The sequence below is a fragment of the Gallaecimonas pentaromativorans genome (assembly GCF_003751625.1).
GTDB classification, from domain to species: domain Bacteria; phylum Pseudomonadota; class Gammaproteobacteria; order Enterobacterales; family Gallaecimonadaceae; genus Gallaecimonas; species Gallaecimonas pentaromativorans.
Window position 1 is genome coordinate 499,153 of record NZ_RJUL01000001.1, and the last position, 21,356, is coordinate 520,508.

Below are 21,356 nucleotides of genomic sequence, written 5' to 3' on the forward strand. Positions count from 1 at the left end.
ATTACACCAGCTTGCCGTGGCATTGCTTGAATTTTTTACCCGAGCCGCAGGGGCAAGGGTCGTTACGCCCGACCTTGGGGCCGTCACGCAGCACGGTGCTTGGCTCGCCGCTTTCGTCGGCTTCCTCAGCCAGGGCGCCGCTTTCGGCGTGCTGGTACTGGTGCGGTACGGCTTCGGCGCGGCGGCGCTGCTCTTCAACCGCTTCCACGTCTTCTTCGGCCTGCACCCGTACCTTGCAAAGAATGCTCACCACGTCGTGCTTGAGGCTTTCCAACATCTCGGTGAACAGCTCAAAGGCTTCGCGCTTGTATTCCTGCTTGGGGTTTTTCTGGGCGTAGCCGCGCAGATGAATACCCTGGCGCAGGTGGTCCATGGCGGCCAGGTGTTCTTTCCAGAGGCCGTCCAGGGTTTGCAGCATCACCGCCTTTTCAAAGTGGCGGATCACTTCCGGGCCAACGGCTTCTTCCTTGGCCTGGTAGGTGGCTTCTACCGCTTCATGGATGCGCTGGGTCAGGCCTTCTTCATCCAGTTTGTCGTCTTCGTCCAGCCACTGTTGCAGCGGCAGAGCAACCAGGAAGTCGCCACGCAGGCGCTCTTCGAGGCCGGAAACATCCCACATTTCCTCGAGGGACTGGGGCGGAATGTAGCTGCTGATGGTCTTGTCGATAACATCGCTGCGAATGGCGTCGATGGTGTCTTTGATGGAGTCGCTGTCCATGATCTCGTTGCGCTGCTCGTAGATCACGCGGCGCTGGTCGTTGGCTACGTCATCGTATTCCAGCAATTGCTTACGAATATCGAAGTTACGGCCTTCCACCTTGCGCTGGGCGTTCTCGATAGCGCGGTTGACCCAGGGGTGCTCGATGGCTTCGCCATGTTGCATCCCCAGACGTTTCATCATGTTGGTGACCCGGTCAGAGGCGAAGATGCGCATCAGGGCATCTTCCATGGACAGGTAGAAACGGCTGGAGCCCGGATCGCCCTGACGGCCTGAGCGGCCACGGAGCTGGTTGTCGATACGGCGCGACTCGTGACGCTCGGTACCGATGATGTGCAGGCCGCCGGCGTCCAGCACTTCTTGGTGGCGCAGCTTCCATTGGGCCTTGATATCGTCAATCTGGGCCTGGGTCGGCTCTTCAAGCTTGTCAATTTCAGACTGCCAGTTACCGCCGAGGATGATGTCGGTACCACGGCCGGCCATGTTGGTGGCGATGGTCACAGCGCCCGGCTGGCCAGCCTGCGCAACGATATCGGCTTCCATGGCGTGGAACTTGGCGTTCAGCACCTGGTGGGCAATACCGTCTTTTTTCAGAAGGCGCGACAAAAGCTCAGACGATTCGATAGAAATGGTGCCCACCAAAGTGGGGCGGCCTTTCTCGCGCTGGCTCTTGATGTCGTTGATGATGGCTTCGTATTTCTCTTCGGCAGACAAATACACCTGGTCGGGCATATCGTCACGCACCATTGGCCTGTTGGTGGGGATAACCACGGTTTCCAGGCGGTAGATGTGGTTGAATTCGAAGGCTTCGGTGTCGGCGGTACCGGTCATGCCGGACAGCTTGTCGTAAAGACGGAAGTAGTTCTGGAAGGTGATGGAAGCCAGAGTCTGGTTTTCGTTCTGGATGTTCACCCCTTCCTTGGCTTCCATGGCCTGGTGCAGGCCTTCGGACCAGCGGCGCCCCGGCATGGTACGGCCGGTGTGCTCGTCAACGATGACAATCTCGCCGTCGGCCACGATGTAATCCACGTCTTTATGGAACAGGTGATGGGCGCGCAGGGCAGCGTTGACGTGGTGCAGCAGGCTAATGGAGCCAGCGCCGAACAGGCTGTCTTCTTCGGCCAGCAGGCCCTTTTCTTTGAGGATATCTTCGATGTGCACCTGGCCGTGTTCGGTCAGATACAGCTGCTTGGCTTTTTCGTCGATGGTGAAGTCGCCGTCACCCATCTCGCCTTCTTTGTCTTCCTCGGCTTGGCGCTCAAGCTGCGGCACGATGGCGTTGATTTGGCGATACAGCTCGGAAGAGTCTTCGGCAGGGCCGGAGATAATAAGCGGAGTACGGGCCTCATCGATGAGGATGGAGTCCACCTCATCCACCACCGCAAAATACAGCTTGCGCTGTACCCGCTCGGCCGGACTGAACGCCATGTTGTCACGCAGGTAGTCAAAGCCGAATTCGTTGTTGGTGCCGTAAAGAATGTCCGCTTCATACGCGGTCTTCTTCTCCATGGCGCCAAGGCCGGGCACGTTGACACCGACGGTCAGGCCCAGAAATTCAAACAGCGGGGCGTTGGTGGCGGCGTCACGCTTGGCCAGGTAATCGTTGACGGTCACCACGTGCACGGGGCCTGCCAGGGCATTGAGATAAGCTGGCAGGGTCGCGGTCAGGGTCTTACCTTCACCGGTGCGCATCTCGGCAATCTTGCCGCTGTGCAGCACCATGCCGCCAATCATCTGTACGTCGAAGTGACGCATGCCAAACACCCGCTTGGAGGCTTCGCGCACGGTGGCAAAGGCTTCGGGCAGGATATCGTCCAGGGTGTCGCCCTTTTCCAGGCGACCGCGGAATTCTGCGGTTTTGGCGCCAAGGGCGGCGTCGTCCAGGGCCTCGAATTGAGGCTCAAGGGCATTGATTTGGGCCACGATCTTGCTGAGGCGTTTGATAGTGCGATCGTTGCGACTACCGATAATTTTGGTGAGCAGTTGTGTGAACATAATCCTGTCTTTTCTTGTACGTGGCCCGGTTAGGGTGCCGGCTATTATTCCTCAAAGCCCGTCCGGGCGATACACAAAATGCGCAGGGCAAAAAACGCGCAAGTGCCTCAATTTTCTGAGGCTGCCCAGAGCAAGCCGCATCCAGCCGGGGCACGCAGGGGAGCCATAACAAGGTCGCACCCAATGAACATGCTTATCTGCTCATATGGTGACAACAACCGGGACTTTCAAGGTGCATTGCGAAACCCTGGGGCACGGCGCCATTGCCGTCAGCACCCCCAGGCACCGATAATGAAGATCAACGTCCAGGCGAAGGCCTTAGTTATGTCCGACCACCCAAGCTCTCTTGAAAACCTGCTAAACCAGAGTCTGTCTGGTCTTGCCGAGCTGTCGAGAAAGGCATCTAAGCTCAGTGCACTGCAGCAAAGCTATCAGCAGCAGGTACCGGCTCACCTGGCCAATCACAGCCGGGTAGCCAACCTGCGCCAAGGTGTGCTGGTGATCGAAGTTGCCAGTGCAGCCTGGCTGAGCCAGCTGCGCATGCAAAGGTCTGCCTTATTAAGCCAGATGCGGCAAATTGACCCAAGCCTAACCAGCCTTGATCTGCGGATCAACCCAGGACTGGTGAAAGCTGTGGTAAATCCGCAGGTTCAAAGACCCAACAAACGGGAGATCAGTTCCCGCACCGCCGAACAATTGCGGGCATTGGCGGAAACCACAGACGGGAAATTGAGTGAGAGCCTGAAAAAACTGGCGGCGCTCAGTGAGCGCCGCCAGAACAACAAATAAAGACTGGAATCATCAGGCCAGGCTGAGGCCCGGCGACAGGTAGGAGATGGGAGAGGCGTCACCTTCGTCTTCGAAGGTCACCATGTCCCATGCCTGTTGATGGGCCAGGATCTCCCGCACCATCATGTTGTTAAGGGCGTGACCGGACTTATAGGAACGGAACTCGCCAATGATGGAATGGCCCGCCAGGTACAAATCCCCTACCGCATCCAGCAGCTTGTGCTTGACGAATTCGTCTTCGTAGCGCAGGCCTTCGGAGTTGAGAATTTTGTACTCGTCCAGTACCACGGCGTTTTCCATGGAGCCGCCCAATGCCAGGTTGTTGGCACGCAGGGTCTCGATGTCTTTCATAAAGCCGAAGGTACGGGCACGGCTGACTTCCTTGACGAAAGAGGTGCTGGAAAAATCCATCACCAGGCGCTGGTTGCGCCCTTCCATCGCCGGATGGTTGAAGTCGATGGCTACATCCATCTTGAATCCCTGATAGGGACGGAACTCGGCCCACTTGTCGCCCATTTCTACCCGGATCACGTCCTTGATACGGATAAATTTCTTGGCGGCATTCTGCTCCTCCACACCGGCAGATTGCAGGAGGAACACGAAAGGACTGGAGCTACCGTCCATGATCGGGATCTCAGGGGCATCGATTTCCACATAGAGGTTATCGATACCCAGTCCCGCCAGGGCGGCGCACAGATGCTCGATGGTCGCTACCTTGACGCCCTCTTCACCGTGCAAACAGGTGCAGAGCATGGTGTCTTGAACCAAACGGCCGTCGGCCGGGATCTCCACCACCGGGTCAAGGTCGACACGACGGAAGACGATACCCGTATTGACCGGCGCAGGCCGCAGGCATAGCGATACTTTATTACCGCTATGCAAGCCAACACCGATGGCGCGAATCGCGCTTTTCAAGGTACGTTGCCGAATCATCTGTGGCTAACCTCGCAAAGTCGGGCAGTCCCCCAAAGGGCCTACCTGGGTCAAAAGGGCCAATAATATATCACTATAACGCCCAAGTTATCAAAAACGGAACACCTAAAGCCCGGTAAACCATGCAAAAAGTATGGAATTTACCCTGGTTTTACAAACGCTTGGTGTCAGCGTCTTAATCAGCCTGGCGACGCAGGAAGGCCGGGATATCCAGATAATCCAGATCCGCCTGGCTCTTGCGCTTGGGCTGGGCTACTGCCGGCTCCTCGGCCTTGCGCAGCTCCGGTTGGGGCGCTACGGCAGGCTGGGCAGCAGGCATGCGGCCATGGGTACCGTCGCCACTGGGCTGCTGGTAAGTCGGGCGCGGCGGCTCAACCTGGGTTTTCTGCACCAGGGTGATCTCCGGCTTGCGCTCGCTGCCACCGATACCGGTCGCCACCACGGTAACCCGGATATCGTTTTCCATCTCGGGGTCGATGGTGGTACCCACCACCACAGTGGCGTGCTCGGAAGCAAAGCCCTGGACGGCGTTACCGACAGTCTCGAACTCTTCGATGGTCAGGTTCATGCCGGCAGTGATGTTAACCAGGATGCCGCGGGCACCGGCCAGGTCGACGTCTTCCAGAAGCGGGCTGGAAATGGCCAGCTCGGCCGCTTCCTGGGCACGGTCTTCGCCGCTGGCGATGCCACTGCCCATCATGGCTTTACCCATTTCGCTCATTACGGTGCGCACGTCGGCGAAGTCGACGTTGATCATGCCGGGGTGAGTAATGAGTTCGGCAATGCCTTTTACGGCGCCCAGCAGCACGTCGTTGGCGGATTTAAACGCCGCCAGCAGGCTAGTGGACTTGCCCAGCACTTTGAGCAGCTTCTCGTTGGGGATGGTGATCAACGAGTCAACGTGCTGCTCAAGCTGGTTAATACCCTCTTGGGCATAAGCCATGCGCTTTTTGCCTTCGAAGGGGAACGGCTTGGTGACCACGGCCACGGTCAGGATACCCAGCTCCTTGGCCACTTCTGCCACCACAGGGGCAGCGCCGGTACCAGTGCCGCCACCCATGCCAGCGGCGATAAAGACCATGTCGGCCCCTTCCAGCACTTCGCGGATCTGCTCGCGGTCTTCTTCAGCGCTCTGGCGGCCAACCTGGGGGTTGGCACCGGCACCCAGACCCTTGGTCACGTTGGCACCCAGTTGGATGGTGACGTGGGCGTTGGAGTTTTTCAGCGCCTGAGCGTCAGTGTTGGCGGCGATGAACTCGACGCCTTCTATGGTTTGTTCGACCATGTGCTGTACGGCGTTACCGCCGCCACCGCCCACGCCTATGACTTTAATTACGGCCTCGTCACTATGGCCATCGACAAATTCAAACATGATTCAGTCTCCAGTCTTCTGCCTGTATGTCCTTAAAAATGTCCCTTGAACCAGCTTTGCAGCTTGCTCCAAAGGCTACTGACCCCTTCCCCGACGGAAATCCGCTCCACCCGGCGCCCGGCACTGTCATCCTTGCCGTAGTGCAACAGGCCCATGGCGGTGGCGAAACGGGGATCGGCCACGTAGTCGTTTAGCCCTTTGACCGGCAGCGGCACACCGAGCCGCACCGGCATCTGGAAGATCTCTTCAGCGAACTGAATGGCGCCTTCCATCTGGGCCGTACCACCGGTCAACACGATACCGGCGGCAATTTGTTCTTCCAGGCCGCTCTTTCTGAGTTCTTCCTGAACCAGCTCAAAGAGCTCCTGATAACGGGGTTCCACCACTTCCGCCAGGGTATGGCGGCTCATGGTGCGTGAAGGCCGGCCACCCACGGACGGCACTTCGATATTCTCTTCTTTGCTCACCAAGTTTTTGATGGCGCAGGCATACCGGGTTTTGATCTCCTCGGCATGGCTAAGGGGGGTGCGGAAAATCTTGGCGATATCCGAGGTCACCTGGTTACCGGCCGCCGGAATGACGGCGGTGTGGCGAATGGCGCCGTTGGTGTAGACCGCCATGTCCATGGTGCCGGCGCCCATGTCCACTACGCACACCCCCAGTTCTTTTTCGTCGTCGGTGAGCACCGCGTAGCTCGACGCCAACGCCGAGAAGATCAATTGGTCAGCGCGCAGGTCGCAGCGCTCGACGCACTTGATGATGTTGCGGGCCATGTCGTTGGCGCAGGTCACCAGATGCACGCTGGAGGTCAGCCGTACACCGCTCATGCCGATAGGGCTCTTGATGCCCTCTTGGTAGTCGATGCCAAATTCCTGGGGCAGCACATGGAGAATGCGGCGCCCTTCGGGGATCTGCACCGACTTGGCGGTGTGAATAACGGCGTCCACGTCGTCCTGGGATACTTCGGCGTCGTTGATGGGCACCATGCCCGACTCGTTCTGGCAACGCACATGGCGGCCGGAAATCGCCAGGTAAACGGCGCTGACCTGGCAGTCGGCCATGACTTCGGCTTCGTCAACGGCGCGCTGCACCGATTGGGCCACGGAATCGAGATCGTTGACGCCACCCTTGTCCATGCCGCGAGAAGCGTGGTTGCCCACCCCCAGCACGTTGATGTCGCCGTCGGGCAATACTTCCCCAACCACGGCCACTATCTTGGAGGTGCCGATGTCGAGCCCAACGATGAGTTTTCTGTCCAGTGACTTGGTCATGGCGTCTCTTTCTTTTCCTCTTCCTTCCAGCCCACGGCAAAGCCGATGTCGTACCGCATGTCCAGGTAGGCTGGCTGCTTGTCGCTTCCCTGCAAGTAGGGGAAGCAATCGATAAAGCGTTGCACCCTTCGAAGGGTGTCTTCTCGGCCCAAGATGATCTTCAAACCACCCTTGAGCTGTAATTCCCAGCTGTTGCGGTCTGAAAGCCAGGCCGCCGTCAGCTGATAACCGTTGCCGCCGAGCAGGGTTTCCAGGCCCTTAAAGCCTTCCAGCTCGTCGACGCTGTTGCCGTCCTCGCCGTACAGCCGAGGCAGGCCGTTTTCTTTGTCTGTGGGCGCAGCGTTAAACACCTGGCCTTGGTCGTTCAGCAGGCCTCTGTCGTTCCACACCGCCACCGGCTTTTGCTCCACCAGGTACACCTGCAGCTTGCGAGGCCAGGCCTTGCGCACCGCCGCCTGATACACCCAGGGCATGGCTTCGAGACGCTTCTGTACATCGTTGACATCAACGGTAAAGAAGCTGCCCAGGGGCCGGGCCTTGAGCACCGCTCTGATGTCGTCGGCCGGGATGTGGGGGTGCGCCCCTTTCACCTCGATCTCCACGACCGGCAGCTGCCCCTCGTCTTTCATGGTTCCCCACAGGGCAAAACCGGCCCAGGTGAAACCCGCCATTACCAGGGCGAAAAACACCACCCCCAGCCAAAACCCCCAACCTCGCACCACCGGCCCTCGTTACCGGGCCGATGCCAGGATGCGGCACACCAGGGTAGAAAAATCCATACCGGTGGCCTTGGCTGCCTTGGGTACCAGGCTCTTTTCGGTCATGCCCGGCACTGTGTTCACTTCCAGCAATTGAAAATGGCCATGCTCGTCGAGCATGGCGTCCACCCGCCCCCAGCCCTCAGCGCCCACGGCGTGGAAGGCTTTCATGGACAAAACCTTAAGCGCATCCTCCTGCTCGGCCGGCAGGCCACAGGGGATGAGGTACTGGGTGGTGTTGGACTGGTATTTGGCTTGGTAGTCGTAAAAGCCATTGGGCGTTTTCATCTGAATAACCGGCAACGGCTGGTTATCGAGAATGCCCACGGTGAATTCGGGACCGTTGATCCAGCGCTCGACCAATACCACGTCGTCCAGCGCAACAGCCTCTGCGACAGCGTCCTTCAACTCGGCTACGGTGCTGGCTTTTTTCATGCCAAGACTGGAGCCTTCCCGAGACGGCTTGACCATCACCGGGCCGGTCATAATATCAGCGGCCAGGGTGTCATCCAACAGGCCTTTTTCAAGGATCCAAAAGTCGGCGGTAGGCAGCCCCAGGCTTTGCCAGATCTGCTTGGTGCGCACCTTGTCCATGGCCAGGGCCGAGCCCAGCACCCGGCTGCCGGTGTAGGGGATACCCAGCCATTCCAGGGCCCCTTGCACTGTGCCGTCTTCGCCGCCACGGCCATGCAGGGCGATAAAGACCTTGTCGAAACCTTCGCGGTGCAAATCTTCCAACGGGCGCTCGGCCGGGTCGAAAGCATGGGCGTCGATGCCGCCAGCAATCAAACCGCGCAGCACCGCTTCGCCGGACAACAACGAGATGGGGCGCTCGGCGGAGTTGCCGCCCAGCAGTACGGCGACCTTGCTCATGGCTGCACCTCCAGGCCAGCTTGGGCCAGGCCTCGGGCCAGGGAGCCGACGTTGCCGGCGCCTTGGGTTATCACCAAATCCCCTTCGTTCATCAGCTCATACAGGGCCTTGGGTACGTCGTCGAGGCTGGACACAAACACCGGTTCGAGCTGCGAGCGAGAGCGGATGGTGCGGCACAAGGAGCGGCTGTCGGCACCAGTGATAGGGGTTTCCCCGGCGCTGTAGACATCCAGCATCACCAGCACATCGACTTGGCTCAGCACTTCGGCAAAGTCTTCGTACAAGTCGCGGGTGCGGGTATAGCGGTGCGGCTGGAACACCATCACCAGGCGCTTGTCGGGCCAACCGGCACGGGCGGCCTTGATGGTGACATCCACTTCCGAAGGGTGGTGGCCGTAATCGTCCACCAGCATCACCTTGCCCTTGCTGGTCACAAACTCGCCGTAATGCTGGAAGCGCCGGCCGATACCCTGGAATTTCGCGAGGGCGGCCTGGATGGCGGCGTCGCTGATGCCAAGATCGGTAGCGATGGCAATGGCGGCCAGGGCGTTTTGGGCATTGTGGCGCCCAGGCAGGTTGAGGGTAACCTGCAGCGGCGCGTGGCCCTTGCGTTCGGCCACAAAGCGGCTTTGGTTGGCGCTTTGGGAAAAGTCGTGGCCACGCACATCGGCGTCGTCACTGAAACCGTAAGTGAGGTATTGGCGGCCAAGCTCAGGGGCGGCCAGATCCCGCACCACCGGGTCGTCGATACACAGCACCGCCAGGCCGTAGAACGGCAGGTTGTGCAGGAAGTCGACAAAGGTGGCCTTGAGCTTTTCAAAGTCGCCACCGTAGGTGTCCATGTGGTCTGGCTCGATGTTGGTCACTACAGACATCAAAGGCTGCAGGTGCAAAAACGAGGCGTCGGATTCGTCCGCTTCCGCCACCAGGTAGGAGCCGGTGCCCAGTTTGGCATTGGTGCCGTGGGAGTTGAGCAGGCCGCCAATCACGAAGGTCGGGTCCAGGCCGCCTTCAAACAGCAGGCTGGACACCAGACTGGTGGTGGTGGTTTTGCCGTGGGTACCGGCCACGGCAATGCCCTGGCGAAAACGCATCAGCTCGGCCAGCATTTCGGCGCGGCGCACCACCGGGATACGCCGGGCTCGGGCTTCCAGCACTTCCGGGTTGTCGCCCTTGATGGCGGTTGACACCACCACCACCGAGGCGCCGTCCACGTTACTGGCCTGATGCTGGGTCCAGATGGTGGCGCCCAAGCTCGCCAGACGCTCGGTCACGGCGTTGCGGCTCAAGTCTGAGCCGGTGATTTGATACCCTTCGCCCAGCAGGACTTCGGCGATCCCCCCCATGCCGGCACCACCGATGCCGACAAAGTGGATCCGCTCAACGCGGCGCATAGGGCCAGTTCTGGTCATAATCTGTCACTCTTTTCAAGGCCGGCCAGTTGCCGGCACACCGAAGCCACAGCTTCGGTTGCATCAGGTTTTGCCTGGCGGTGGGCAGCGGTGCCCATCTCCAGCAGTTGTTCCGGGTCGTGGTGCCATTCCTTGAGCAAGGAGCCAATGCGCTCGGCGTTGAACTCGCTTTGTGGCAATAAGATGGCGCCATGGTGTTCAGTCAGAAAACGGGCGTTCTGGGTCTGGTGGTCGTCCACCGCGCTTGGCAGCGGCACCAGAATGGACGGCAGGCCGACGGCGGCCAGCTCCGAGACCGTCAGCGCGCCGGCCCGGCACACCATCACATCGGCCCAGCCATAGGCAGAGGCCATGTCGTCAACAAAATCGGCCACCTGGGCCTCAAAGCCCAGTTGCTCATAGCGGGCCTGCACCTCGCTGCTGCGGCCCTTGCCGGTCTGGTGGAAGACATCCAACGGCACTCCGGCCTTGGCAAAGGCTTCGGGCAACACCTCGTTAAAGACCTGCGCCCCCAGGCTGCCGCCAATCACCAACACCCGCATCGGCCCTTGGTGGGCTTCACGCTTGATATGAAAGAGCCGCTCGCGAATGGGGTTCCCCACCACCTCGGCTCCGGCAAAGGCGCCGGGGAAAGCCTGCATTACTTTGCTGGCCACCTTGGCCAGATACCGGTTGGTAACACCGCTCACCGCGTTTTGTTCATGGAGCACCAGCGGAATGCCGCGCAGCTTGGCGGCAATGCCGCCGGGGCCGGAGGCAAAGCCGCCCATGCCCAGCACCACATCGGGCTGTAAACGGCCGAACAGCCGCCAGGCGTCAAACACCGCCTTGACCAGCTTGAAGGGGGTGACCAACAGCCGCTTCAGGCCGTTGCCCCGCACCCCTTGGATATTCACGAAATGCAGCGGAATGTCGTACTTGGGCACGATATCCGCTTCCATCCGGGTGGGGGTGCCCAGCCAGTCAATCAACCAGCCTTCCTTTTGCAGGTGCTGGGCAACCGCCAGGGCCGGGAAGATATGGCCGCCGGTACCGCCGGCCATCACCATCAAACGTTTCATGAGCGGCCTCCCCTGGCGTGGGTTTGGGCCAGCCGGCTTTCGTGGTCGATACGCACCAGCACCATCAGCGCGATGGTCATGATCCAAAGGCTGGAGCCGCCATAGGAAATAAGCGGCATGGTCAGTCCCTTGGTGGGGAAGGCGCCAGCCGCCACCCCGAGGTTAACGGCGGTTTGAAAGGCCACCCAGATGGCAATCGAATACGCGAAAAAGCCCTCGAAGAAGCGCTCGTTGGCCATGGCGTGGCGGCCAATCTTAAGGGCCCGCAGCACTATCCAGAAAATCACCGCCATCACCGCCAGCACCGCCACAAAGCCCAGCTCCTCGGCGACGATGGCCATGATGAAGTCGGTATGGGCTTCGGGCAGGTATTCCATCTTGAGGATGGAATTGCCCAGGCCCTGGCCGGTGAGGCCGCCGCGGCCAAAGGCCATCAGCGACTGGGTCAATTGGTAACCGGTGCCGAAGGGGTCGGCCCAGGGGTCGAGGAAGCCGGTGACCCGCTTCATCCGGTAGGGCTCGGTAATAACCAGCAGCACCAGCGCCGCCACCCCCATGACGATCATGGCGATAAACTGCCAGACCCGGGCGCCGGCCAAAAACAACAGGCCCAAGGTGGTGACCAACATCACCACCACGGTGCCAAGGTCGGGCTGGGCCAGCAGCATCAGCGCCATCAGGAAGAACACGCCCAGCGGTTTAACAAAACCGACAAAGTTCTCCCGCACTTCCTGGTGGCGGCGTACCAGATAGCCGGAGAGGTAGGCAAAGAGGAACAGCTTGGCTGGCTCTGCCGCCTGCACGTTGATGGGGCCAAGGCGGAACCAGCGGGTGGCGCCGTTGACGTTGTGGCCCACCACCAGCACCGCCAGCAGCAGGAACAAGGCCGCCAGCAGCAGGTAGCCGTTAAAACGGGCCCACACCGCAATCGGGGTCTGCAAGGTAATGATGGCAAGCACAACCGCCCCCACCACGAAGGTGCTTTCCTTGTAGATGATGTAGAACGGGTCGCCGGTGAGGCGGTTAGCTTCGGGCATGGACGCCGAGGCAATCATCACCCAACCGAAGGCCAGCAAGCCGAGGATCACCGCGATCAGGGGACGATCGTAGAGGGCAGTATCGGCCTCTTTGGTGAAGAAACGCTCACGCAGGCTGGCAAGGGCGATCATAAGGCCTCCACCAGTTCGCGAAAGCGCGCGCCCCGCGCTTCGAAGTTGGTAAATTGGTCGAGGCTGGCGCAGGCCGGCGACAACAACACCAGATCGCCGGGCTTGGCGAGGCTCGCAGCCAGCGGCAGGGCCTCATCCAGGGTTTCAACCCGGTGCGCGCCGGCTTTGAGGGCGGCAACCTTGTCACCGTCTTGGCCAAAGCAGATAAGGGCGCTCACCTTGCCCATCCTCGCCGCGAGGGGGCTGAGATCGGCGCCTTTGGCGTCGCCACCGGCCAGCAGGATGATGTTGCCGTCGATATCGGCAAAGCCGTCCAGGGCCGCTTCGAGGGAGCCAAGGTTGGTGGCTTTGGAGTCGTTGACGAACAGCACCCCGTCCTTCTCGGCCACCACTTCGCAGCGATGGGGCAGGCCCCGAAAACTCTTCAGGCTTTTGATCATGGCGCCAAGGGGAATGCCGGCCGCTTCGCCAAGAGCCAGGGCCGCCAGGGCGTTCATATGGTTGTGGCGGCCGATGATGCGCACCTCGGCGGTGGCCATCAGCGGCTCTTCGCCGCGCATCAGCATGCCACCGGCCAGGTGATAAAGCCCCTGGCTGCCAAAGCTCACCCCGCCCTGGGGCGGTGTGGTGGCGGCATCGTCGCTGTTGTAAATGCAGTGGCTGGCGCCCTGGTAGATGCGCTGCTTGGCGGCGCCATACTCGGCCATGGTGCGGTAGCGGTCGAGGTGGTCTGGGCTGAGGTTAAGAATGGTAGCGGCCACCGGCTTGAGGCTGGTGGTGGTTTCCAGCTGGAAGCTCGAGAGCTCCAGCACATAAAGCCTGGCGTCCACCGGCAGCGCCAGCACCGGCACGCCGATGTTGCCGCCCACCGCCACCCGCATACCGGCCTTGCTGGCCATGTCGCCGACCAGGCTGGTGACGGTGCTCTTGCCGTTGGAGCCGGTAATGGCCACCACCGGCGCTTTACAGTTGCGGGCAAAAAGCTCTACATCGCCGATGATCTCAAGGCCGCTTTTCACCAGCGCCGGGTGGTCTTTGGCAATACCGGGGCTTACCACCAGATACAGGCACTGAGCCAGCTCCAGCGGGTCCAGCGGCCCCAGGTGCACTTCCACTTCGTCGGGCAGCTCGGCCAAAATTGGCGGCGCCGGGCGGGTGTCAAAGGCGCGCACGGCAACGCCGCGCTCCATCAACCAGTTGATGGTAGCCAGACCGCTGATGCCAAGACCGACGACGCCAATCATTACCGCACCTTCAAGGTTGCAAGGCCGATGAGGACCAGAATGAGGGAGATTATCCAGAAGCGGACAATCACTCTCGGCTCAGGCCAGCCTTTGAGTTCGTAGTGGTGGTGGATGGGCGCCATGCGAAAGATCCGCCGGCCCCGCAGCTTGTAAGAGCCCACCTGCAAAATCACCGACAACGTCTCCATCACGAACACGCCGCCCATGATCACCAGCAAAATTTCCTGGCGCACCAGCACCGCGATGATGCCAAGGGTGCCGCCCAGCGCCAAAGAGCCCACATCGCCCATGAACACCTGGGCCGGGTAGGTGTTGAACCACAAAAAGCCAAGGCCCGCGCCCACCAGGGCGGTGCAGAGGATCACCAGCTCCGAGGCGTGGCGCACATAGGGAATGTGCAGGTACTCGGCGAATTTCACGTTGCCGGTGAGGTAGGCAATGAGCGCAAAGGCCGCCGCCACCATCACGGTAGGCATGATAGCCAGGCCATCGAGGCCGTCGGTAAGGTTGACCGCGTTGGAGGTGCCTACCATCACGAAGTAGGTCAGGATGATGTAAAAGAGCCCCAGCTGCGGCATCACATCCTTAAGGAAGGGCAGCACCAGTTGGGTTTCTTCGGGTTTGGCCTGCCAGTACAGGAACACTGCCACACCGATGGCCACCACCGATTGCCAGAAGTACTTCCAGCGGGCGATAAGGCCTTTAGGGTCCTTGCGCACCACCTTGCGGTAATCGTCCACAAAGCCGATGGCGCCGTAGGACAGCAGCACAAACAGCACCACCCACACGTAGGGGTTGGCGAGGTTTGCCCACAGCAGCCCGGATACCGACACCGACAGCAAAATCATCAGGCCGCCCATGGTGGGGGTACCGGATTTGGACAGGTGGCTTTGCGGGCCGTCGTCACGCACGGTTTGGCCCACTTGCAGCCGCACCAGCGCTTTGATCATCCGGGGGCCTATGTAGACCGACAGAATAAGTGCCGTCAGGGCGCTTAAAATGGCCCTGAAGGTCAGGTAAGAGAAAACGTTGAACCCGTTGATGTACTGGGTCAGGTACTCGGCCAGCCAGACTAGCATGCGGCCCCCTGTGGGGCAGCCAGTGGGCTTGCCGCAATCAATTGCACTACCAATTCCATACGCGAGCTACGCGCTCCCTTCACCAGAATGCTGACCTCGGCCGATTCGTCGGCCAATGCCAGAACGAGGCTGTTTACCAGCCCTTCTTTGTTATCAAAATGCCGGGCACCGAGACCGAAGGCGTCGGTGGCGGCCTGGCTGAGCACACCCAGGGTAAAGAGATTGTCCACCCCGGCGGCCTTGGCATAACGGCCAAGCTCGGCGTGGTAGTAACCGGCCTTTTCCCCCAGTTCGCCCAGATCCCCCAGCACCAGCACCCGGCGGCCGTCAAAGCCCACCAGGGTGTTGATGGCTGCTTTGACGGCGCCCACCGAGGCGTTGTAGGTGTCGTCAATCAACCGGCCACGCTGGCCGAGGGACTTGAAGATAAGGCGACCCGGTACCGGCTGGACCTGAGCCAGACCATCAGCAATCACCTCAAGCTCCACTCCCAGCGCCAAAGCACAGGCGGCGGCGGCCATGGCATTGGCCACGTTGTGGCGGCCAGGCAGCGGCATGGTAACGCTCAGGCGCTTTGGCCCCACACCAAGGGTGAAGCGGCTGCCGGCCTCAAGCTGGTCTTGAATGTCGGTGGCGGTAATGTCGGCGCCCTCGGCATAACCGAAGGTCAGCACTTTTTGGTCTTTGAGCTGAGCCAGCCATTGGGGGGCAAAATCATCGTCGAGGTTCACCACCGCCGTGCCGCCAGCCTTGATGCCGCCGTAAATCTCGCCCTTGGCCCGGGCAATGCCTTCGAGGGTGCCAAAACCGGCCAGGTGGGTCGGCGCCACGTTGTTGATCAGGGCTACGTCTGGCTCCACCAGGGAGACGGTGTAGGCAATTTCGCCCTGGTGATTGGCGCCCAGCTCGAAGACGCCATAGTCTTCGTCGCCGCGAAGGCGCAGCAGGGTCAGGGGCACACCGATGTCGTTGTTGAAATTGCCCTGGGTCGCCAGCACCCGGCCTTTATGAGCCAGGATGGCGGCCAGCATTTCCTTGACGGTGGTTTTACCGCAAGAGCCGGTCAGCGCTGCCGACAGCGGCGCCACCCTGGCTTTGAGGTAATGGCCCAGTTGGCCAAGGGCCAGGCGGGTGTCTTTGACCAGCAGCTGCGGCTGGTCGCTCTCGACCTGGCGGCTTACCAGCAATGCCGCCGCCTTGCTGGCGTTGGCGATAAAATCATGGGCATCAAAACGTTCGCCGATAAGGGCCACAAACAGCTCGCCGCCCTGCAACTGGCGGGTATCGGTACTAACCGCCTCAACGCTGATATCCTCGCCAAGCAATTGGGCATCAATGGCCTTGGCAATGTCGGATAACGTCATTTTCAGCATGAAGGCTCCTCGTCCAGCGCCCGCTGGACCTCTTCAATGTCGCTAAAGTGCAGGCGCTCGCCGTTGATCTCCTGGTAATCCTCATGGCCTTTGCCGGCGATGAGCACCACATCCAGGGGCGAGGCCTGAAAGATGGCATGGCGAATGGCTTCCCGACGGTCAGCCACCACCTGCATGGCGTCACCATAAGAGTTGCCTGCCAACATCTGCTGAATAATGTCCATTACCTTTTCACTGCGGGGGTTATCCGCGGTGATAACGCCAATATCGGCGCATTTTTCTACCGCTTGGGTCATCAAGGGGCGTTTGCCGGGGTCGCGGTCGCCGCCGCAACCAAAGACGCACCAGAGCTTGCCCTTGGTGTGGGGGCGAAGGGCGGTAAGCGCCGCTTCCAATGCATCGGGGGTGTGGGCGTAATCCACTACCACCTGCGGCCGGCCAGCCCGCTCGAAGGCCTGCATCCTGCCCAGCACCGGTTGAACACTGGTGGCGGCTGCGCACAGGGCTTTTAGGTCAAAGCCCAGGGCCAGGCCGCCGGCAATGGCGGCCAGCAAATTGGAGAGGTTGAAGATCCCCAGCAGCGGCGAGGCCAGCTCCGCTTCACCAAAGCTGCCTTTGACCTTGGCCCTGACGCCGCCAAGGTGCGGACGCACGTCGGTGACAAAGAGCACCTGGCTGGCCATGGCCGGGTCGATGGGCTCAAGGCTATAAGCGATGGTGTGCTGGCGGCCCTTGCGCTCGCGAAGCCAAGACTCGCCGATGGGGTCGTCGGCGTTGATCACCGAGGCGGTTAAAGTCGGCCAGTCAAACAGCTGAGCCTTGGCGGCGGCATAAGCCCCTAGCGTGCCGTGATAATCGAGATGGTCACGGCTCAAATTGGTAAAGATGGCCACTTTATAAGGCACAGCACTGACCCGCCCCTGGCTCAAGGCGTGGCTAGACACCTCCATGGCCGCCAGCTCGCAGCCACTGGCTTTGAGCCCGGCCAAGGTGCGGGCCACAGCGATGGCATCGGGGGTGGTGTTAAGGGCCGGAACCAGCTCGCCAAAACGTCCGGCGCCCAAGGTGCCAACAATACCGGCGTTGCTGCCCAGTTTGTCGCAAAGCTGCGCCAAGAGTTGGGAGGTGGTGGTTTTGCCGTTGGTGCCGGTAATGCCCACCGGCACGATTTGCGGCTCGCCGTAAAAGCGCCAAGCCAGGGCCGACAGGCTGCGCCTCAAGGCCGGGAAGGACACCACCGGCACGGCGCCGCGCATCTCGACGGCAAAATCGTCCGCCTCTTGCAGCACGGCGCTGGCGCCCTGCTCTAAGGCGTCGTCGATAAAGTGGCGGCCATCGACCTTATGGCCGGGAATGGCCACAAACAGGGTGCCGGCGCGCACCGCGCGTGAATCTAAGCACAGGGTGTCGACGGCGGCGTCAACAGGGGTATCGAACCAGGGCGCCAACAGGGCTTTTAGCTGCCAGTTAACCACGAGGCACCTCCTTGTCTACGGCTGCCACGCGCATATCGGGAGTGATGGCGTCGGGCATGACATTGAGCAGCGACAGGGCACCGCCCATCACCGCCGAAAACACCGGCGCGGCCACGTCGCCGCCGTAATACTGGTCGCCCTGGGGCTCGTTGATCATCACCACCACCGCCAGGCGCGGGTGGCTGGCCGGGGCAACGCCGGCAAAACTGGCCACATACTCGTTGCCGTAACCACCAGCCACCGCCTTACGGGCGGTACCGGTTTTACCGGCCACCTTGTAACCGGGCACTTGCGCTTTGGTAGCGGTGCCGCCGGGCTCCACCACCGACTCGAGCATGTGCAGCACGGCGCGGGCATTCTGGGGTTTCACTATTTGCTCGGGCGGCAGGTGCGGCAGGCCCTTGATGATGGTCAGCGGGTTACGCAGGCCGTAATTGCCCAAGGTGGCGTAAGCCCGGGCCAACTGGGCCGGGGTAACACTGATGGAGTAACCAAAGGCGAGGGTCGCCAGCTCAAACTCGGACCAACGGGGCCGGTCGTACTGGAAGAGACCGCTGGACTCGCCCACCAAATCGATACCGGTTTGCGAGCCGAAGCCAAATTTGGTGTAGGTACCCAGCAACTGCTCTTTGGAAATAGACAGCGCCAGCTTGGCGATGCCCATGTTTGAGGATTTTTGCAAGATGGTGTCGAGGCTTATTACCCCGAGGTTGCTGTGGTCCTGCACTCGCCGGCCCCCCAGGCGCATCCAGCCGGGGTTGGTGTCTACCTTGTCGTTGGGTTTGACGATACCGGCTTCCAGCGCCGCCATCATCGCTATGGGTTTGGCGGTAGAGCCCGGCTCAAAGACATCGGTGATGGACCTGTTACGCAGCTGGTAGGGTTTGACGTTGCTGCGGTTGTTAGGGTTGTAGGACGGCGCGTTAGCCATGGCCAGCACCTCGCCGGTGGCCACGTCAACCACCACCACCGAGCCGCTGGTGGCGTCGAAATAGTTAACCGCCTTTTTCAGCTCACGATAAGCCAGCGACTGAATACGCTGGTCTATGGTCAGCTGAATATTCTGGGGCTTCTCCGCCACCTGCAAGGTGCCGAGGGATTCCACCACCCGGCCCAGGCCGTCTTTACGCACCTTGCGCTTGCCGGGCTGGCCGGTCAGCAGATCGTCATAGGTGCGCTCGATACCCTCGAGGCCGTGGTCGTCGATATTGGTAAAGCCGATGATGTGAGCGTCCACTTCCCCGGTGGGGTAGTAACGCTTGGACTCGCGCTTAAGGCCGATGCCGGGGATCTTCAGCTCTTTAACGTAATGGGCCATGGCCGGGGTTACCTGGCGCTGCAGGTAGACAAAGCGGCGTTGGGGGTCGGAGCTTATCTTATCCATCAGCTCGGTGGCGTTGCTGCCCAGCACTTCGGCCAGGGCCTGCCAGCGGCGTTTGTCCTGCAGGCCGCCCTTTTCCAGCACTACCTTGGGGTCGGCGTAGATGGCGTCCACCGGCACCGACACCGCCAGCTCTTCGCCGTTACGGTCGGTGATAAGGCCACGAGGCACCTGGGTGGAGGTCACCCGCAGGGAGCGCATGTCACCCTGCTGGCGCAGGCGGTCCGGGGAGATCACCTGGATATAGGCAGCACGCACCACCAACGCCGCAAAAACGGCGCCCATCAGGCCGATGGCAAACAAGTGGCGCCAGTTAATGACGCCAGGCTTGATGCGGTTGCGAGCGTGTCTGCTCATTTGAGTTCAATCACCTTCTCGTCTTCGCGGGAAACCCGCTTCATGTTCAGGTCTTTTCGGGCAATGCGGTCAATACGGCTGTCTTCGCCGAGGGTGCCTTCTTCCAGGTTGAGGTGGCGCCACTCCACGTCGAGGTTCTCGCGTTCCACCATCAGCTTTTCCTTATTGGCCGTCAGCAGGCGGTTGCTCTGGGCCAGATAAACCACGGCAAAAGCCGAACCTATGACCAACAAAAAGAGCAAAAGCAGCCACTTGGACTGCCATAGTTCAGCGCCGATGATCCCAGCCAGCCGGGGCTGCCGCTCAGCCATAACTGGCCTCGGTACGCTCGGCTATGCGCAGCACCGAGCTGCGTGCCCTGGGGTTATGCTCGGTCTCGGCCTCGCTTGGGAAGACCGGCTTGCCAAGGGCCTTGAGCTTCATATGGTGCTTGAGCTGATCCTGGGTAACCGGCAGGCCGGGGGGCAGCTCCGGGCCTTTCTCCTGGGCGCGGATAAACTGTTTGACCAACCGGTCTTCGAGGCTGTGAAAGCTGATCACCGCCAGCCGGCCTTTAGGCGCCAGCACCTTGATGGCGCCGTCCAGGGCTTGTTTGACCTCATCCAGCTCGCTGTTGATGTAAATGCGAATGGCCTGGAAAGAGCGAGTGGCCGGGTGCTTGTGCTTTTCCTTGACCGGGGCGGCCTTGGCGATAAGGTCGGCCAGCTCGCTGGTGCGGCTAAGGGGCGCCACAGCACGGCGCTCGACGATGGCGCGGGCGATGCGCTTGGCAAAGCGCTCCTCACCGAAGGTTTTGAGCACAAAGGCAATGTCGTCGGCGCCAGCGCGGTTAAGCCAATCGGCAGCGCTTTCACCGGAGCTGGGGTCCATGCGCATGTCCAGCGGGCCGTCACGCATAAAGCTGAAACCGCGCTCGGCATCGTCCAGCTGTGGTGACGACACCCCTAAATCCAGCAAAAGACCATCGACCTTGCCGCTCAGGCCCAACTCGTCCAGGTAAGAGGCCAGCCCGGAGAAGGGCCCCTGCACTATGGCAAAGCGCGGGTCAGTAATGGTTTTAGCCTCGGCGATGGCGGCAGGGTCGCGATCGATAGACACCAGGCGACCATTGGCCCCCAGTTTTGCCAAAATAGCGCGCGAGTGGCCGCCACGGCCAAAGGTACCGTCCACGTACAGGCCGTCCGGCTTGATGGCCAGAGCCTCGATACTTTCGTTTAGCAGTACGCTGACGTGTTCGGTCACAGAGAAAAATCCTTCAAGGCGTCAGTCAGTTCCAACTCCTGGCTTACCGTCTCCATGTCGACGGCGATTTGGGTTTGCCAGGCGATATCCGACCAGATTTCAAATTTATTGAACTGCCCAACCAGCATGATTTTGCCTTCAAGGCCGGCATGGTTGCGCAATGGCCCGGTGAGCAACACCCGGCCCTGGTTATCCAGTTCCAATTCGGTAGCGTGGCCCAGCAACATCCGCTGGATACGACGCTCGGCAGGCTTCATGGAAGAAAGGCGGCTGAGTTTGCGCTCAATCACTTCCCATTCGGCCAGGGGATAGAGCAAGAGGCAGGGTTGGTGGATATCGATGGTGCAAACCAGCTGGCCATCACAGTCAGCAATAAGCTGATCGCGATACCGCTTGGGTATCGCGAGCCGCCCCTTGCTGTCTAGGCTGACTTCGCTTGCGCCACGAAACATCGTTCTTATTCCCTTGGGTTAGCAAATTAACCACAAATTCCCACAAATCCCCACGATGCCAAGTCTAGGGGGTCCCGTTCAACCTTGTCAAGGAAGCTAAAAGCCAGTTGTGACGCGGCCTGCAGCCAAATGAAAACAGCCCCCATGGCAGGGATTTAAAGGGCTGGAAAGGAATACTCTACCTGCCTGAAAAGACAGGGGAAAATGAACAAATCTCCAACATGGTGGCAAAAAGTGGGGGCGAACCACGAAGCCGAAGCACAGCTTCGGCGCTGGTTCGCGCGAGCCCCCAGGATGGGCGAGCCGGGCAGACCGCCAAGGATGGCAATCACACCAAGACCAATGGCACCCCCTTTAAACGACCCCATAAGCGGCCTTGGGGCGGCTGAGCGCCGGTACACA

The 21,356-nt window shown here is 60.6% G+C and carries 18 protein-coding genes; 1 reads left to right on the forward strand and 17 read right to left on the reverse strand.

The features are described 5' to 3' along the window. Nucleotide 1 precedes the first annotated feature (1 nt). The gene (gene secA / locus EDC28_RS02275; RefSeq protein WP_123420519.1) at nucleotides 2-2,713 is read right to left on the reverse strand and encodes a preprotein translocase subunit SecA; all 2,712 of its coding nucleotides are present in this window, start codon (nucleotides 2,711-2,713) and stop codon (nucleotides 2-4) included. Nucleotides 2,714-2,896: 183 nt separating this feature from the next. Here secA and EDC28_RS02280 point away from each other — a divergent pair, with 183 nt between their 5' ends. Beyond that, nucleotides 2,897-3,502: a DUF721 domain-containing protein gene (locus EDC28_RS02280; RefSeq protein WP_170164000.1), complete on the forward strand. Its 606-nt coding sequence runs from the start codon at nucleotides 2,897-2,899 to the stop codon at nucleotides 3,500-3,502. A gap of 12 nt (nucleotides 3,503-3,514) precedes the next feature. Here the strand turns inward: EDC28_RS02280 and lpxC are convergent, their stop codons facing one another. From lpxC to mraZ, 16 genes are all read right to left on the reverse strand, one after another. Continuing rightward, complete coding sequence (gene lpxC, locus EDC28_RS02285; RefSeq protein WP_123420521.1) at nucleotides 3,515-4,435, reverse strand: UDP-3-O-acyl-N-acetylglucosamine deacetylase; 921 nt, start codon at nucleotides 4,433-4,435, stop codon at nucleotides 3,515-3,517. Between the two features lie 175 nt (nucleotides 4,436-4,610). Further along, on the reverse strand, nucleotides 4,611-5,807 hold the full coding sequence (gene ftsZ / locus EDC28_RS02290) for a cell division protein FtsZ (protein WP_050659108.1): 1,197 nt from the start codon (nucleotides 5,805-5,807) through the stop codon (nucleotides 4,611-4,613). Between the two features lie 32 nt (nucleotides 5,808-5,839). Next, nucleotides 5,840-7,078, reverse strand: a complete 1,239-nt coding sequence (ftsA, locus tag EDC28_RS02295; protein WP_050659107.1) for a cell division protein FtsA — start codon at nucleotides 7,076-7,078, stop codon at nucleotides 5,840-5,842. Beyond that, a complete protein-coding gene (locus tag EDC28_RS02300; protein ID WP_123420522.1) occupies nucleotides 7,075-7,800 on the reverse strand; it encodes a cell division protein FtsQ/DivIB in 726 nt (241 codons plus the stop codon). The genes ftsA and EDC28_RS02300 overlap by 4 nt, the downstream gene beginning before the upstream one ends. A 9-nt stretch (nucleotides 7,801-7,809) precedes the next feature. Next, nucleotides 7,810-8,709, reverse strand: coding sequence for a D-alanine--D-alanine ligase (locus tag EDC28_RS02305; RefSeq protein WP_123420523.1), 900 nt, complete (start codon nucleotides 8,707-8,709; stop codon nucleotides 7,810-7,812). After that, complete coding sequence (gene murC / locus EDC28_RS02310) at nucleotides 8,706-10,121, reverse strand: UDP-N-acetylmuramate--L-alanine ligase (RefSeq protein ID WP_170164001.1); 1,416 nt, start codon at nucleotides 10,119-10,121, stop codon at nucleotides 8,706-8,708. Before murC ends, EDC28_RS02305 begins: the two co-directional genes overlap by 4 nt. Next, nucleotides 10,118-11,182 (reverse strand): undecaprenyldiphospho-muramoylpentapeptide beta-N-acetylglucosaminyltransferase, encoded by a 1,065-nt coding sequence (gene murG / locus EDC28_RS02315; protein WP_050659103.1) that lies wholly within the window; start codon nucleotides 11,180-11,182, stop codon nucleotides 10,118-10,120. The genes murC and murG overlap by 4 nt, the downstream gene beginning before the upstream one ends. Continuing rightward, nucleotides 11,179-12,351 carry a cell division protein FtsW gene (ftsW, locus tag EDC28_RS02320; RefSeq protein WP_123420525.1) on the reverse strand — a complete coding sequence of 391 codons (1,173 nt, stop codon included), beginning with the start codon at nucleotides 12,349-12,351 and terminating at the stop codon, nucleotides 11,179-11,181. Before ftsW ends, murG begins: the two co-directional genes overlap by 4 nt. Then, a complete protein-coding gene (murD, locus tag EDC28_RS02325) occupies nucleotides 12,348-13,595 on the reverse strand; it encodes a UDP-N-acetylmuramoyl-L-alanine--D-glutamate ligase (protein WP_050659101.1) in 1,248 nt (415 codons plus the stop codon). Before murD ends, ftsW begins: the two co-directional genes overlap by 4 nt. Beyond that, nucleotides 13,595-14,674, reverse strand: coding sequence for a phospho-N-acetylmuramoyl-pentapeptide-transferase (gene mraY, locus EDC28_RS02330; protein ID WP_123420526.1), 1,080 nt, complete (start codon nucleotides 14,672-14,674; stop codon nucleotides 13,595-13,597). The genes murD and mraY overlap by 1 nt, the downstream gene beginning before the upstream one ends. Continuing rightward, nucleotides 14,668-16,047, reverse strand: a complete 1,380-nt coding sequence (locus EDC28_RS02335) for a UDP-N-acetylmuramoyl-tripeptide--D-alanyl-D-alanine ligase (protein WP_123420527.1) — start codon at nucleotides 16,045-16,047, stop codon at nucleotides 14,668-14,670. The genes mraY and EDC28_RS02335 overlap by 7 nt, the downstream gene beginning before the upstream one ends. After that, nucleotides 16,041-17,522, reverse strand: a complete 1,482-nt coding sequence (murE, locus tag EDC28_RS02340; protein WP_123420528.1) for a UDP-N-acetylmuramoyl-L-alanyl-D-glutamate--2,6-diaminopimelate ligase — start codon at nucleotides 17,520-17,522, stop codon at nucleotides 16,041-16,043. The genes EDC28_RS02335 and murE overlap by 7 nt, the downstream gene beginning before the upstream one ends. Then, complete coding sequence (locus tag EDC28_RS02345) at nucleotides 17,515-19,260, reverse strand: penicillin-binding transpeptidase domain-containing protein (RefSeq protein ID WP_050659098.1); 1,746 nt, start codon at nucleotides 19,258-19,260, stop codon at nucleotides 17,515-17,517. Before EDC28_RS02345 ends, murE begins: the two co-directional genes overlap by 8 nt. After that, nucleotides 19,257-19,571, reverse strand: coding sequence for a cell division protein FtsL (ftsL, locus tag EDC28_RS02350; protein WP_050659097.1), 315 nt, complete (start codon nucleotides 19,569-19,571; stop codon nucleotides 19,257-19,259). The genes EDC28_RS02345 and ftsL overlap by 4 nt, the downstream gene beginning before the upstream one ends. Further along, entirely contained in the window at nucleotides 19,564-20,502 is a 939-nt protein-coding gene (gene rsmH / locus EDC28_RS02355; RefSeq protein WP_123420529.1) for a 16S rRNA (cytosine(1402)-N(4))-methyltransferase RsmH, read from the reverse strand. The genes ftsL and rsmH overlap by 8 nt, the downstream gene beginning before the upstream one ends. Further along, nucleotides 20,499-20,954 carry a division/cell wall cluster transcriptional repressor MraZ gene (gene mraZ, locus EDC28_RS02360; protein ID WP_050659095.1) on the reverse strand — a complete coding sequence of 152 codons (456 nt, stop codon included), beginning with the start codon at nucleotides 20,952-20,954 and terminating at the stop codon, nucleotides 20,499-20,501. Before mraZ ends, rsmH begins: the two co-directional genes overlap by 4 nt. Nucleotides 20,955-21,356: the final 402 nt, after the last annotated feature.